At 55.3% G+C, this 16,580-nt stretch carries 4 protein-coding genes; 3 read left to right on the top strand and 1 reads right to left on the bottom strand.

Going from position 1 to position 16,580, the window contains the following annotated elements:
- Positions 1-92: 92 nt before the first annotated feature.
- The 3 genes from C1M53_RS28615 to C1M53_RS28605 all read left to right on the top strand — a co-directional run bounded on the left by C1M53_RS28615 (position 93) and on the right by C1M53_RS28605 (position 3,340).
- Entirely contained in the window at positions 93-839 is a 747-nt protein-coding gene (locus tag C1M53_RS28615) for a 3-oxoacyl-ACP reductase family protein (protein WP_129415458.1), read from the top strand.
- A 220-nt stretch (positions 840-1,059) separates the two neighbouring features.
- Positions 1,060-2,955: a murein L,D-transpeptidase gene (locus C1M53_RS28610; RefSeq protein ID WP_129415457.1), complete on the top strand. Its 1,896-nt coding sequence runs from the start codon at positions 1,060-1,062 to the stop codon at positions 2,953-2,955.
- A gap of 112 nt (positions 2,956-3,067) precedes the next feature.
- Positions 3,068-3,340, top strand: coding sequence for a hypothetical protein (locus C1M53_RS28605; protein ID WP_129415456.1), 273 nt, complete (start codon positions 3,068-3,070; stop codon positions 3,338-3,340).
- Positions 3,341-3,407: 67 nt separating this feature from the next.
- Here C1M53_RS28605 and C1M53_RS28600 read toward each other — a convergent pair whose 3' ends face one another.
- A complete protein-coding gene (locus C1M53_RS28600; RefSeq protein ID WP_165358268.1) occupies positions 3,408-4,571 on the bottom strand; it encodes a glycosyltransferase in 1,164 nt (387 codons plus the stop codon).
- Between the last annotated feature and the right edge of the window lie 12,009 nt (positions 4,572-16,580).

Raw genomic sequence — 16,580 nt, 5'->3', positions numbered from 1 at the left:
ATTTCTGTATCGATCAATACATAAATGACTTGACGACCTTCCGCAACCTTGTCAGATATTTCTGTATCGATCGATACAGAAAGGAAACATCGATGACTTCCATCAAATTGCAGGGCAAGGCGGCTCTGGTGACGGGCGGTAGCCGAGGCATTGGTGCCGCCATTGCCCGTCGTCTGGCTGCCGAGGGTGCAGATGTTGCAATCACCTATGTGAATGGTTCCGAAAAGGCTGAGTCGGTCGTGGCGGAAATCAAGGCCAGCGGTCGCAGGGCTGTTGCGATCAAGGCCGACAATCGCGATGCCGATGCCGTCGAGCGATCCGTGAAGGAGGCGGCCGAAGTGTTGGGGCGGCTGGACATTCTGGTCAACAGCGCCGGCATATGGCGTGCGGAGCCGGTGGACAGTCTGTCGCTTGCCGACTTCGACGAGTCGATCGAGGTCAATCTTCGGGCGCCGTTCGTGGCATCGAAGGCAGCAGCCGCTCTGATGGGAGAGGGTGGTTCGATCATCTCGATCTCGAGCAACCTCGCCGACCGCATTACTGATCAGGGGCTGGCTGCCTATTCCGCCAGCAAGGCTGGCCTGGTTGGCTTGACCAAGGCTTTGGCGCGCGACTTGGGTGCGCGCGGCATCACCGCCAACATAGTCAATCCAGGCTCGACCAACACGGACATGAATCCAGCCGACGGGCCGCATGCTGAACACCAGCGCCAGAAGATGGCGACGCCACGTTTCGGTGATGCGTCAGAAATCGCCAGCCTCGTCGCCTGGCTTGCCGGACCGGAGAGCCGATTCGTTACTGGTTCCGCGTTCACCATCGACGGCGGCGCCAACACCTGACGCCGCCGGTTCCCGTCGATTTTCGCCAGTGTGGCGGTGCGGACCGTTTCCGTGCCGCCACACTGCGTTCGTGGAAGTGATCAGCCGACGCTGGCTTGTTTAACGAAGGCTTAAACAAATGCGCGTGAAACGCTATGATCCTGTCATGCAACGCCATGCGGAAGATCAGAGCCTCTGCGGCGGAATTTGGAGCCCGATGACGGGTCGGAGAGGGTGATCCATGAAGTTGTTTGTGAAGAGATCCGCATTGCTGCCGCTTGCAGCACTGGCTGCGATGCTGCTGGGATCTCCTCATGCCAATGCCGAGGGCCTGTTTGATATGCTCTTTGGCGGCGACGTGCGCCGCGGACCGCCATCGATGCGAGACGGTGAGTATGGCGATCCTTACAGGCGTCCTGCTCAGCGACGTGGTGAATTTCCCCCGCCCCCCAGTGCGCGCAAGGCGGCTGCCATCGCCAAGATCACGGGGCCGACCTACAACACCTATAAAGCCGACCCGCTGGTGAAGGTTGATTTCTCGGCTTTGTCGGCAGCTCCGCAGAACGCTGCTTTTGAACCGGCAAAGGCCGGAGATGCCTTCCATGAGGCGCTCGGCGGGCTGGCTGACTATGATTTGCGCGCAGAAGCGGCGAACGCCAAGGCACTGACTGCCTACTATGCCGCCAATCCCGATTTCATCTGGGTGACCAACACCGAGCCCAACGAACGGGCCAGGCAGGCGATGCGTGTACTGGGTGATGCCGCGACCTATGGTCTGGCGCCGCAGGACTATCTGGTCGATGTGCCGGTCTCCGCCTCTACCGACCCCGCGGCGCGTGCGAAGGAGATGATCCGCTTCGAGATGGCCCTGTCGGCACGCGTGCTGCGCTACATCGACGACGCCCAGGATGGCCGCATCGATCCGAACCGCATCTCCGGCTATTACGATTTCCCGGCAAAGCCCCTCGATCGGGAGGGCGCACTCAAGACGCTTGCCCGCACGCAGGAGGTCGGCACCTATCTGGAGTCGCGCCATCCGCAGAATGCGGAATATCAGGCGCTGCGCGTTGAACTGGAAGCGCTCAAGGCAAGCGAGGAAAACGAGATCGTCGTCGATTCCAAACTGAAATTGAAACCTGGCGAAACAAGCCCGGAATTGCCCAAGCTGCTGTCGCTGATCGCGCGTGATCTCGATGATGAGATGGGTGGCGATTATGGCGAGGTGCTAGCACGGCTCGTTACCAGCGAGACCTACGTTCAGGAACTGGTGCCGGTGATCAAGGCGGCGCAGAAGAAAGCCGGACAGAAGGATGACGGCGTCATTGGACCGCGCACCGTTGCGGCTCTTGCCGGCACCTCGAAGGCGGATCGCGTCGCCAAGGTGCAATATGCGCTCGAGGAACTGCGCTGGCATCCGTCCGAACTCGGAGACCCGCGCGTCTTCATCAACCAGCCCGCCTTCAGCGCCAGCTATATCGAGGGCGGCCAGGAGAAGCTGAAGACGCGGACCGTCATCGGCAAGGTCGCCAACCAGACCAGTTTCTTCTACGACGAGATCGAGCAGGTCGACTACAATCCTTACTGGGGGGTGCCGCAGTCGATTCTGGTCAATGAGATGCTGCCGCGGCTGCGGCGCGATCCCGGTTATCTCGACCGTGCAGGATATGAGGTCTCGGATTCGCGCGGCAAGCGTATCCCGTCATCCTCGGTCGACTGGGGTGCATATGGGTCAAAGATACCGTTCAATGTCCGTCAGCAGCCAAGCGAGGCCAATTCGCTGGGCGAATTGAAGATACTGTTCCCTAACAAACATGCCATCTACATGCACGACACACCGCAGAAGGCATTCTTTCAGCGCGACAACCGGGCTCTGAGCCATGGCTGCGTGCGCCTGCAGGACCCTCGCGGCATGGCTGCCGCTGTCCTGGGAACCTCGGTCGATTATGTCGCCGGCAAGCTGGCCAAGGGACATTCATCCGAAAAGGTGAGCCGCAAGATTCCAGTTTATGTCGCCTATTTCACCGCCTGGCCGGACATGTCTGGAAAGGTCGAGTTTTTCGACGATGTCTACGGCCGCGATGACCGCCTGCGTCAGGCCCTGGAGGCGGTTGCTGCAGTGCGGGGGCCGGTTAGCTAGAAGCAGCGGTCCAAGGCTGGATTGCCGCTTGTTCGGTCACGCTTCGAATTGCCGTGAGAAGAGGGACCGAAATCCAGGGATGTTCTGAGAGGTCGCTATCCGAGAATGCGGAATGGTGGGCGATGTAGACCCCGGTTTTATCTTGGGCAATGATCGACCGCTTGATGCACCTGCGCGTAAGATCAACGGCGACCTGGCTCTTACTGATCCGGTCGGCCATGCCGTGGATACCGTCGATCTTCGATTCCAACAAAACGATCTGCCTTCGGCTTTGCGCTTCCTTGCAGACCGTCGCGTTGCCGTTCCGTGGCTTTCTTTGCCTTCGTCGTCTTCGTACTTCTCGGTCGAACGACATGCTATTACCAACTGGGATGCGACAGCATAAATTTCAGAGCAGGCGCTTTGGCAAGGCTGCACTACAGCGTCGGGATCAAGGAAATCTGACGAAGAAACTACTTCGGCCCCAATCCCTGCCTCATGTATCCAGGAAATGACCGAACGTTGAAGCGATTATAGATCAGCTGGATATCCATCGACTGATTTTTCCAGCTATAGGCAGCCAGAGCGGACGAAATTCCGCCCCTAAGTATGTCGCCTTGGGTGGCGATATCTTGAGCAGCGACATAGATGTCATCTGCCGATAGCCCGGCGGTAACGACCCCAACGCCGTGCTCCCTAACAAGAGCTTCTTGTTCGGGGATCGGCGATGCCAGGACAGGCAAGCCTGCGGCGAGATACTCGAACAGCTTGTTAGGCATCGCGAACTTATAGCTCAATGAAGTCGGTTCAATCATGGAAATACCGAAATCGGCAGACGATGCAGTTTCGACGACATCTGCCGGAAGCACCGGAGATACGTAGTGAACATTGGGAAGCGATTTCGCTGCATCCTTAATCTGATTTTCTAGCGAGCCGGTTCCCATGAAGACTACGGAAAATTCAGGCATCCGCTTAAATGCTTCCAAGATTGACAGGATTCCGCGGCCTGGAGCAAGCGCTCCCAAGTAAAGGAAGATCTTTGTTTCTGCGGGGATATCGAGTTGGTCACGCAGAGCCGTTCCCTTGCCAATGGCGGAAGCGACGGCCGGCACGTTATAGATGACGCTTGTATCGGTTAGACCGTATGCGTTCACGTACCATTCTTGGATCGACTTACTGACGAAAATGCTGTGGTCGCAGAAGCGGATAAGTGCGCGTTCTAGCCATCGGCTAAGTGCCTGGCGGAAGCCTTGGAGACCGTTGGTTTCGGTTTCCAGCTCGTGAGCGTCGTAAATAACCGTCGATCCGGCAAAAAGCTTTGCCAGCACGCCAATGGGTAAAGTTGTCAGGCTGTGGCAGTTTATGAACTGCGGCCTACGGACGAAACAACAATACCAGATGGCATTGAGCATCCACAGTGCATAGCTAATCGCTTTCGCTTGACCGTCCCATTTTTGCGGTCCAAGTCGGACAATTCGCCGCGTTGGGCTAATTTGTTCCTGATTTGGAAGCCCGGTAGCTCGAACGCCAACAATTTCGATTTCACTAAAGCCGTTCATCTGTTCGATGACTGCAGTCTCTCGAAACAGGCGGCTCTCATGAGTCATCGAACTCGGATAGATGTGAATATTGAGCAACGAAACTCTCTCCATGCGCAGCCACAAGGCTCTGCCAGCATCCAATGCCTTGAGTAGTAAAGATTGACAAGGCGTGTAGCTTGCAACTCAGAGCGAGCTGGTGGCATCAAAGGGCTAGCCTAGCACAAATCCAGTTTGCTCTCACCACGGGCACTGCAACTGGAAGGGTCAAGGACGTGATAAGTTCGGAAGAGGCGTGCCTAACACATCGTAGGGAAGGGTTCTCACCCCTACTGACCATACGCGCTTCTTCACACATTTCTTCGGGAGGTAGAGTTATCGACTTCGTCTCTTCCCAGAATCCGGCTAGGCGACACGATCGTTGATGGCTATTGCGGGAAGCAATGAACCATGTCGGATTCACTTACCCGCTAGCTTTGGACGTCCAGCGATACGAAAAGAAAGATTACCTGCGAAATTCTCTCGCACAGCCTGGCGCCCCCACACTTCGCTAGATTTGGCGCGCATAGACGACCTTGAGGGGGACCGCGTCTTCCAAATTCCAGCCGGCGGGCGGCTCGATCGATCGCATAGAGTTCGACCTGACGAGCCGGATCGTGGCGGCCAAGGCTGTGGTATCGAGCGCGGAGTCTTCGGCCTCGGAAGCGGCTACGGCAACGATAGTGCTGTCCACCAAACTCACAGCTGTGGAGACCAAGCAGATTGAAGCGGCCACCTCCAACAATGAGTTTCGGTGGGCGACCCTCAACCGACTGGATCGGATGCCTGATTCTCAGGTGGGATTGAGCAATGCGGTCGCTGCACTCGACGCTAGTGTCCTGCTAGTCGTAGATGGCAAGCGGCGACAGCCATAGTACACCAAGCCGTCGCAAAAAAGCGACCGTTCGTCTTCAGTGCGACGGTCGACCGTGGTCGATTTCAATCACAAGGCATTTGTTGGATCTGGCCGAGCACTGTTCGTTGTGAGGTACTAGTTGCTTGTTCTCGACACATAGTGCTGTTATGCGCTCGCTTGGGGCCATCTAGCAAGATGGCGATGCGATATCGCAAATAAGGTGCTTTCCCTACGCCAATAGTTTTTTTGATAAATCCAGCTGGCGTTGCTTCTGTTTTTGCTTTGAGAGGAACACAAAAGTCACAACGACAATGGCACGGCTCTGAACAATGCAGCCGCGCGTGTCTTATGTGATGTTTTTGCGGCACGGGGTTGCATTTGGGGGCATGAGGGGATTCAACTAGGGAGAAGCACGTTGCTTCAGTTTGTCGTTGGCGTCGCTTCGAGTGCGACTGTCTTGGCTCCATTTCTTGGCCGCGTTGGCGGTACCTCAGGACGCTACATTGCCATAGTTTGCTTGCTCATAACGCTGGTTTTGGCGCTTTGTGAAATGAAGCGTTGGGCACGCCCGACGAAGCGTGCGACATTGTTTTCTGCATGCGCGGTGCTTTTGCTGGTGTTTATTATACTAGCAGCGAGCCCTCCCCAATGGGAATATGCAACGAACATTCATAACTGGATTTCTGCACCGGTAACGTACTATCGCGCAAAGTTGGTTGTCATCCTGGTGAACGCAATTCCGGCGCTTGCTGTTGTTTTCGCGGCTGCGCTGTTCAGTCGAAACCTGACCTTGAATTATAGTCGTGGGGCTCTTGTCGGATTTGTCGTTATTGGTGCGATTGCCGCGGCGCGTCTGATTTCGGACAGCAAATACATTTTTACCGACGATCTCGATTTGGCATGGAGTTATCTCGCTGACCGCAACCGCGGTTATTCAGTGGTGGGGCACGGGATAATCTACGCTGTTGCGGCTTTGGCGCCCCTCGGATTTGTAACCGACGATTGGCGCCGAAATTCCCTTATTGCGGTGATTTGCGCCTTCTTCTTCACGTGCATTTTTGTAGTCAATCAGCGAGCTGACGTTGTGTTTACCGCAACGATTCTCATTGCTGCCTGCGTTTGGGCGATCATTTTCAATATTCGGCGTACCGCGAAAATTAGGATTCTGCCGACATTCGCCATCGCGGCGGGGATCTTTATCTTTGGCGTACTGAACCCAGCTCACACGATCTATTGGTCGGAACTCATGGGCGGAATAGGTTCCCAAGCTGTCGAGTCGCGAATTGCTGCAGCATCTGACGCTTTAGACGGGGGGCAGGAAGCGGATTCAAAGGACGCAGCCAGATTGAGCACCGAAAATGGGGATCCGCGCGCGTCGGGCCTTGGTGCCGTCGCGCTGAGAAACCCGAAACTGCTTTATCCTCACAATGTGGCGCTCGAGATTTGGGCCGAGGTAGGTGTGATTGCCACCCTTCTGTTCATGTTTATGATGGTGGGGTCAGCTTATTATGCAGCGCAGTTTCGAAACCTTCGACGAGCACAGGTTGCTCTCGGTCTGGGTTCTGTGCTTTGCATGATTCTGCTTCACCATATGAAGGCCGGCGATTTATCCTCTTTGGGCCTTTTGTACTGGGGAATGTGGACCGTGTGGAGTTTCCCGCGAAGGAGCGAATCGGGCGCCACTGGGATCAGCGCTGCAAGTTAGTCAAGTGGCCCTGTCCTCGTAGCAAGACGAAACGCGTTTTGAGGGGGCGAGCCTATGTTGCTCTGAGCGTTTTCGCGTCAGCCTTTTTGTTTCTTTCGAATGATGAAAATCCGCCAGTATTTGGTCTGGATGATTTCTACACCGTCACGATGTGTCAGGTTTTGGTAGAGCGGTGTACCGTCCCACCATTCTGGCGTGTAGAGCGCAACCATTTCGATCTTCATATCTTCAAGGAGACGGTCTATTTCCTCCGTTGATTTTGCACGGATAAATGGTTCCCCCAATTTGCTAGTGATCTTAATAGGGATGCGATCCGAGTAGTATGCGACGGAGTATCGGTCAGTGAGCCAGTTGGCACCGGCAGGTAGCTGATCGGAAATAGACGCAACTTTGAGTTCGCTTTCGTTCAGGTAGGCCATCGCGCTTTCCGGCGTGTTTAATGCCCAGTACAAAACGACTTTGGCGGCATATAGTGAAATGACAACCGCAATGCCGAAGGAGCCCGCTTTTTGAATTGGCGTAGCCTCAGGGAATGCTTCGGCGAACTTGTGCAGCAATATCCCGATAGTTCCAGTCAGCAGGGCGGGCGCCAAAGAAAACACCAACAGGCCATACCGCGGATTGCTGAGCAGTGCTCCTTGCAGAGTTACTTCTTCTCCCAATGAGATAAGCGGGATGAAAACAAGTAATAGGAATACGCCGGCAATCAGCGCCAGTTCGGGTGCATGCTTCCTGCAAAACGCAAGTATTATGGCCGCTGCCGAAATGGCGACGTAGGTGAGGATCTGACCTTGCAGAGTTGCGAAGGCCACGAGTGCCTGGATTGGGTTTCGATGGATTGTCCAGGCATCTTGTTCGGAGAATACGGCCCAGAGCGGCGAATTGCGGTAGAAATAGTAGTCGAAGCCGAGCCCAAACGGGCTGCCGTATCTGAACCAATTTTCCGCGAAATATGCCAAGCTGGGAAGCGCGGAGATCACTGCAGCAATTTCCACAAGAACGATGTTGGGCCAGGTAATTCGAGTGAACGGTGCGAGGGGAACAAGACTGGCAAACAAGAGTGCTAGGAAGACGACGTTTATCGTGTGAGAGACTGAGGTGAGGGTGGATAGCACTACCAAACTCACGAAAAAGGCGGGGGTCAGGCGTTCTTTCCGCCCGACTACCCCCAGTGCGAGACACATCACCCCGATAAATGGGATGATCCGAAATGCGTCGATACTGCCGGCGGCGGGAATGTATCTGATCTGCTGGGTGAGCAAGACTAGTGGTATTGCTAGAAGGGCTGGCCACCCCGATGTTACCGAGCAGGCAAGTGCGGTAACTGCTATAACCATCAACGGAAGCGTGATCAGAATCGCGCCACGTGCTACGACGTCGTTCGGGTAGCCAAGGGAACCATCGGTTGCCATCAGGGCCTGAGATATGAAGGCTTGCCACAGAAATTGATGGGGATGCGCTTTTACGACCTCTCCAATACCTTCCTCGAACCCAGGAATTCCTTTCAGATCTCTGTTCTCTGCAAATGCTTTTGCTTCATTCAAATAGATCAAGGCGTCGTGCCCAATGATCGGCGCTTTGATTGCGTTGAAAATTGAGACGATAAGAAGCAACGACACGCATGCGGCTGCGATGGATAATAGAAGCGGGAAAGGTTTCGTGTTGCGTGCCATCGAGACCGCTGCGCTATGGAGGTCATCTAAGCCAGAACGGACGATGACGAGGATAATAGTTCCGAGAGCTGCAGGCACCAACAGGAACGCTATTCGCGGTGCACCAGGCCATGCGGCTGCAAGTGCTAGAGTGAGCAGTGCAAGGATATGTGGTGTCAGGGCGATGCTAAACATGGCCCAAGGTGCGGATCGCACTCCAACGCATCTGCTGAATTGTCGAGCCGATGCTGCGAGTGCAAGACAAACCAAGAGAAACTGGACGACATAGAGAACAGCCATCATCGCGGCGTTGTCACCTCAACCTGTTCCGCCCATGATTTCTGGCAAGACAGCAGCACAACTAGCGCGAACAGTAAGTCTGCGACGATCCACACTGCCCGGCTCAGAATAAGTGCTCGTACGACATCCCCTAACGGTATGCTGGGGGTCAGCAAAGTTCCAACCACAAGTTCGCGTACACCAATACCGCTTGGAGCAAAAGGCACCATCAGGCCGGCGGCAAAAGCGAGGGAGAATGCAGCTCCCGATTTGAGCACATCATATGGAAGAAGCACTCCGAAGCCAACGGCCGCCAGTCCCCAAAGCCCCGCCTGCAGGAACAGTAATTCGATCAGCTTCACTGACGAGCCTGTTGCAGCAGTAGCGAAGCGACGAGTGACGACCAGGGCGACAATCCATGCAATCGCGGGGGCGATGGCAGCGGCGCGGAACTGCCATGCCACGTCTGTAACCGCCAACAGGAGGCAACCAATCGCGATTGATCCGCCTATCAGCCAAACCTGCTCGATGATGAGCGATCGTGTTATGCAGGCTCGATCGAGGCGGAGCTTTCGATAGAGGGCAATTCTGCCCACAAATCCCCAAATGCCTCCCGGCAGGTACTTGGCCAAATCGGCCATGCTGTATGCATAGAAAGAGGCCTTTTCCGGAACCTCGGCACCGGATTGCCGGAGGGATCGTCTAACCTGCAAAGCGGAAAAGAACTTCGCACCGAGTGTCGCGATCAGCGAAATAGACAAGAGGTCCAGGCGCAGCGGTTGCGAGATGATCTCGCCCCAATGCTTCGAAACCTGCCACGCAATGGCAACAATGGACGCAACAATCCAAACAGGGGTCAGCCACTCCAGCGCACGGGACACCACGGATCGATGCGAATCGTCGATGGATTTGCCCATCCCACTCACATTACGGACCTGACGACCAGTTTGGCGATGTTCGTAAGAGTGTCTGTTACGCCGACTTGGATGCTTCCCGCGCCGGACTGAGGCCATCGTTCCGGATGAGTGTTGAAGTACAGCGGGCGAGGGAAGTCCGTGCTGTATGCGGCAAGTTCCGAAGCCCTGAGGAAGTCGGGCACAGACCTAGCTAGTTCACCGACGATGTCGCGACGGTTTCTGTGCCCAGAGACGTTCCAAGCGCCTCCGGTGTCGGTAAAGTATAGCGGATAGAGGCTCGCCAGATCGTATACAGCGTCTATCAACCCAAGACCTGCGAAGTTCACGAACTTAGCCAGATCCTGATTATTGTGCCGTGTCAGTGGTGCCCCGTGCATGCTTACGCTTTTGCAAGGAGCGATGGATCGGAAATGGGCCAAGTTCCGTTCGAACGCTTCAACTGCTTTTGTGGAGTTTCCCTGAAATTGGGAAAGGGTCTCGAAGTGATAACCGACTTCATGCCCAAGCGCCGCTATCTGCTCGACATAGTCCGTGGGAAATCGGCCATCTTTCGAACAACGGAAATAGTAGGTGGCTTTAACACCGAGTTGGTTTTCGATCTTTGACATCGCCAATGATCGTCGCGGAATGCGATCCACGTCATGGCGCAAAATGCAAAGCCGACCGACTTCAGCCCCCGACTTCTCAGTGGCCGCAACCACAGTCGAGAACGTTCTTCCGGCACTCCGGAGATTGACGATCAGCTTGTGATAGTAGGACAGCGAGAAGGTCATCAGCCGGTATCATTGCGCAAGAGCTTTGCTAAGCGCTTTCCAATCAGCGACGGGGCAAAGGTGATGAAGAGATATTCGAATACCTGCCAAGGCAGATAGAACGCTCGAACAAACCGGTTCTTCGGCAACCGCAACTTAGCCATGTCGACAATCGCATATCGATAGTGGCGCGAAGCCTCGGTTGCCTCAAGATCGGGATAGGTGGTCATTTCTGGCGGTTGGAAACCGAAGAACTTCCCGACCTTCGCATACACCTTGGCGTGGCGTCGATTGTCGAGCGTATAGCCTTGTGAATGTATGACCTCGTCTCGTGAGATCAGTTCCTCACACATCCGGCCGGCGGCGACAGCCTGAGCCACTAACTCTTCGCCGCGTTTGGTTCGCGTTATTACTGCCGAGAAGCCCTTGCCTCCCTTCGCCCTGAAGCGGGGCAGGTGGGGGTCGCCAACAGCGATATCGGCAAAATCGGAAATTTGATCCGGGCAGATGCGGCACCGGGGCAGCATCCAATACCCCTGGAAAGCGATGACATAACGTAGAATGTTCCAGCGGGAGTTTCCCGTGATACGTGCAACCTCGCGCTCGGAGCCATCTTTGAGCTTGGCTCTGATCCGGCCAGGCCAGCTTCCATAGCGATAGTCGATCTTCTCGACGTCTTTCAGCTGGAACCCGAATTTCTCAAGGTAGTAGTCGATACCCTTGAAGGTATTGATTCCGCCGCAGAACAGTCCGATTGAAACGATATGGCGTTCACGGAGGACTTGGTGCTTGGATTTAAGCATCTCGAGTCCTGCGATCTCACATGGCAGCCCGACAAACGCGAAGCGCGCATCACTCTTCAGCAGTGCGTCTAGCGATGTACCTAGCCGAGCGGGATGATAGACCGAGCCGTGCAGGGAAATCAGATCGCTCGATTGCCGGACCACCGTCCCTTGTGTCGCGTCGGGCGTAGTGTCCGACCGAAGAGAGTACGCTGCGTCAATGGCCCGTGTAGAAAGCAGGTGGTCGAGAATAGCCGGCACTACGCCACCTGAGGCCGATCGTTGCCGCTCAACCTCATCCGAAGAATAGGCCGCTCTGAGCGCAACCACCTCGCCCAGGATGGGGTCGGTCGGCAGACGACCGAATCGTTGCTCAGCTAGTGAAACCATGTCCATTTTTTCGCCGGGACAAGCGTATTCGCCTTCTGGATCGCCTTCCTTCCAGTTCTCGACCCGTGGAACAAACAAGTCTTGCTTCTCATCGAACCGCATCGTGACCAAAGGCGCGGCTTCATTTTGGGACGACGGTTGAATTAGCGTGCAGAGGCTGCAACCCATGCACTGTCTCTTAGCAACGACTTGTTCGAGAGGATGTAGCCTTTTCACAGCTTGCCAACCTCAACCGCCAGAGCAAAATTCTTCTTCGCGCGAATGCTGATCGTTGGAAGCTGCTCCGCTATTGCCGCCACGAGTTGCGGTCGGGCTTCGTCAAACCTCCGGAATAGCACTTCAAGATCAGACGCGGAAACTCGACTGGCGTCGATAAACCACTCACCAGGCTGAAGCATCGCCATCATTTCCTGGTATTTGTGGCTCCAGCCGATCACTAGTGATGGCACACCTTGGGACAACGCAGCTACTACCGAGTGGAAGCGGCATCCAACGAACGCATCGGCTTTTCCAATCAAGGCTCGTAGAGTTCGAGGATCCTGGGGAGGGTTTACCAGAGCGGAACTGTCTGCAGGAAGCTTCTTGATGATCGATCGGCAAAGGTCGAGATCGTTGTTCTTGCCTACCCCGAAGCTGTGCGGAACGATCAGCACCTTCCAGCCCTGAGATATTCGAGCCAGCAGGAAGGTCGTTAGCTCAGTCTCCAGGTCGATCCCTTGAGCGGCCGACAGTCGTTTCACTACTTCACTAGGCGATACGACAAGCAGTTGATTGCCGGCCAACTCCGGGACCATCTCCCGCGCCATCTTGCGGTGGTTTTCATTCACCTCCATGGCGAAGCTGGTATCCGGCAGGCTGATCGCCTCTTGAATGCCAAGATCGTGCAGGAATTTCAGCGATTTTTCGCCGCGGGCCACCACCACTTTGCATAGCTTCAGGACGAATTTGGCGACCATCCGATTGGGCTGCGTTTCGAACGGGCCGAGAGCCTGAGCGAGCTTTGCGACCGGCGTGCCGACTACAATTGCCGGCAAACAACAGGCAGCGTTGTACGCCAACAATGGCGACCCTCGCTTGTCAACGAAGGCGATGCCACACAAATCCACCACTGCATCGGCAGAAATCAAGCTTTGAAAATAGGGAATGCAGGAGAGCAATCGCCTCACGAAGCCGAACTTCGCGAATGGCCAAAGCAAGATGCTCAGGGGCAGATACACCAGCAACAGCGCTTTCGGACGCGTGTTAACGATTTCGATTTCTTTGGCCAGCGGAAGTTCGCGGTCCTTGTCCGGCGTAATGGACAGCAGAGACAGTTGGGAGCCTGGGGCGAACTCATTCAGAGTATCGGTAGCGGCGGCAAGCATTGCCGCGCCACCCATGTTTCCCGAAATGGTGACGCCAGTGATGGCAAAGCGCATGGCTGTTATCCTGATGTCGGCCTCAGGCGGGCGACGACCGTAACGATATCGCCCAAGTTAAGTTTGACCTTCCAGTGAGGCGATATGAAGCCGGAGACTACGGTCTCAAGCGGAGTTATGCGGAGCGTCCGCAGCAGCTTTTGCCATAGGAAACGCACACTCAGCCATTTCCCTTGAGCCTTATAGCTTAAGATCTCCATTCCGTAAGACTCAAGCAAACGCTTGGTACTGGCCTCGGAGAAATAGTGCAGATTCACCGGTGGGATGAGAAGCGGCCAATAGCGTCCGGCTAGTTTGGAGGTGCTGGACTGACCATCGGCGATCGTCAACACGAGCGCTCCGCCTGGCTCAAGATGTCGCGCTACCTTGGCAATTGCGGCGTTCACATCGGGAAATCCGCAAAGGACATCCCACATTGTGATGACATCGTATTTTCCGACTTTTACGTCGTCCGCGAGAAAGTTGCCGATACGAACTGTCACTCCAAGGGAAGCCGCTCGAACAGCCGCTTCCTCGGCGATATCTAGGCCCTCCGCTTTGAAGCCTACCTCATTTGCCTCCCGGACGAAGTATCCGTTGCCGGCGCCGACATCTAACAAGGTTCCGGAATGACCTTGCTGGCAAAGCCACTCCGCGCGCGCCTTGGAATTGAGGATGATTGGTGACGAGCTATTTCTGGATTGGTTTTCAGCGAGTTGTTGCGTCGTCTGATGGAAGCTCTTTGAATAGATCTCAGTGAGTAGCGCATCGCTGGTGTCCCCGGCGCACCAGCGATGACGACAGACGCTGCATTGCAACACGTCGTAGCGCTGCTGTTTGTCGAGATATGGAGTGGAGACCGACATCTGGAGAGAGCCGGAACCGCCACAGATTGGGCATTTATCTACGGCCACGGGGATCTCGAACGATGACTGAAATGGACTGGTTGGCCTGGTAGTCGAGACTGAACGCAGCTAGCAAAAGCTGGATCATCACCACGAAAGAGAACCCGAACATGATCAAGGCTGCTTTGGGGATTACACTCGTGGCGAGCAGCTTGATAAGCATATAGATGAAGAGGCCGCCGCCAAAGGCGCCAAAGGCTGCAGCAGCTGCATAATAGATGATAATCGGGTGGCCGTTCAAAAAAACGTACTTGTAGTACATTCGATAGAAGAACAGGCGCGACAGAAGCCGCAACATCGGGCCCAGGATCCGGCCAACTTTCATCCCCGAAGACCAGTTCTCGCCGTAGCGTGCTTTGACGGGGACTTCTGCCACTCGCATGTCCGCGACGTTGAGCCTTGTCAAGATGTCGTTCGGACAACCGTAACGTGGATACACTGCAGTCCAGTCGACCGCCTCTAAGGCCTCTCGATTGATGGCCGTGTACCCACACTGGGTATCAGAGACGTGCCAGTAACCCGACACGATTTTGGTCATAACAGAAAGTGCAAGGTTCCCGAAAAGGCGATGGCGCGGCATCTCGGCCGTACCTGTGTGGTGGAAGAAGCGATTCCCTTTGACGTAGTCAGCCTGATCCTTGATTACGGGGATGAGGAGGGCCGGTAGGTCGTCGGGGTCCATCTGGCCGTCACCGGCCATCACAACGGCAATATCGATACCGTCTTTCGCGCACTGGATGTATCCGGTACTAATCGCCGCGCCGACGCCACGATTGACCTCGTGTCGGATGATGTTCACGCGGGAGTCGTTCCGTGCAACCTGCTCGATCACGCTAAGTGTGTCGTCTTTGCTCTGGTCGTCAACGACGTAGACCGTGTCGATATATGGTGGGATCGTTTCGAGCGTTGCCGCAATCTTGCCAGCTTCATTGTAGCATGGAACGACTACGGCGAACGTCAGGTCATCTTTCAGCTTCAGCAAGTCCGGCTCTAATTGGCCGTGATCGTGATGGCTTTTGAACCCTCCCTTTCGAACGATTTTTTGCGTCACTACTATCCCCAGAATTCGTTAGCTGAGGGGCCTGTAGTTCGTTTGGCGGCGTCTAACAAGACTTTTGCGCTCAATCTAAGCTGGCTTAGGTTGCCAACCGTAGGGGCCGTCGACTGAAACACGCCGCACCGGGGGCCTCGAAGCGTCCGGTTGACGCCCAGAAGTGAGCACACTGCGCCGCTGGCGCGTCAACTGGCGTTGGGGGCAAAGCAAAGGCTCATGAGCGCTCGGCTATGCTCAATCGTTCCGTGATCATTCCCAGCGAAAGGAGCAAAAGCCGATGCCGCAGTTCTGCGATGGACGACTCTGGCCTGTGTTGCTGCTCTCGGTGGCCGCATGTCAGACGCAGGCTCCCGCGAGTGAATGCGACGGCCGGGCTCGGTTGAAGCCGAATGCGTATACCCGGCACGGGATCATCTCCAAGGATCGACCATTCGCTGAGCAAGTCGCCAACTACAATCAGGTTGGCGCGGCCGCTGGAAATAGGGGCATCCGGTGAGCGACATGACCAGATCAGATCGTGAATAACGTCATCGCAACTGCGATAGCCAGTGTCGCGATGGTGTTCGCACTGCCTGCGATCTATGTGGCCTTCCAACTCTATTCTCTTTGGGTGACGGAGCGCTTGCGGACATGCGGCGCACGACTTACTTTGGATAGCGTGAATGCGGCTCTCCAAGCCCATTACGGAGTGACGGTATGGTTGCGACCTATGACAACAGTAGTCGCTTCAAACGCATTGTTTCAAGGCTGCGACCTTATACGACGATAGTGTTGGCTGCGCTCCGTGAGGGGGTACCTGCAACAAACTTGGCGCGCACCGCGGTGCCATTTTGGCTGCGCGACGCAGACACCCCGCCGATTCTTTCCGTCGAATTTCTCAACTCATGCAATTTGCGGTGCGTCTACTGCAATGTCGAAGCTGATAGTCGGCCTCGCGGCACTATGACGATAGAAACCTTCAACCGCGTGCGCGATGACATTCAACAGTTCAAGATAAAACGCGTGCGCATTGGAGGGGGGGAGCCGACCCTTCATCCCCAATTTGCTGATTTTGCGAGCCAACTGGCACGAGCGAGCCCTTGGGTTTCGATAGTGAGCAATGGGCAATGGCGATCGGAGGAAATCCCTCGCGCGCTACTATCAGCACCGTTGAATTTGATTGAAGTGTCAGTCGACGTGGGAGGAAAACAAGGCTATGAACGTCTCAGGGTTCGCGGTAGCTTTGATCGTCTCGTGTCAAATCTGAGCCGGTTAAAAGAACTACGGCAAGAACTCGGATCACCTTCAAAGATCAACATACGTTTGATGGTTGGTCCCGCCGACGATACCCCTTCAATAAATCGCGAAGTTTCGTTTTGGCGACAGTTTGCTGACACTGTG

The sequence above is a fragment of the Mesorhizobium sp. Pch-S genome, assembly GCF_004136315.1.
Classification (GTDB): Bacteria; Pseudomonadota; Alphaproteobacteria; order Rhizobiales; family Rhizobiaceae; genus Mesorhizobium.
Note: the sequence above shows the minus strand (reverse complement) of the source record. Positions and strands in the feature narration are given on the sequence as shown.

What these genes read in the sequence shown, in the direction of transcription:
- C1M53_RS28610 (WP_129415457.1), top strand. Translation starts at nt 1,060, where the DNA reads ATGAAGTTGTTTGTGAAGAGATCCGCATTGCTGCCGCTTGCAGCACTG.
- C1M53_RS28605 (WP_129415456.1), top strand. Translation starts at nt 3,068, where the DNA reads ATGGTGGGCGATGTAGACCCCGGTTTTATCTTGGGCAATGATCGACCG.
- C1M53_RS28615 (WP_129415458.1), top strand. Translation starts at nt 93, where the DNA reads ATGACTTCCATCAAATTGCAGGGCAAGGCGGCTCTGGTGACGGGCGGT.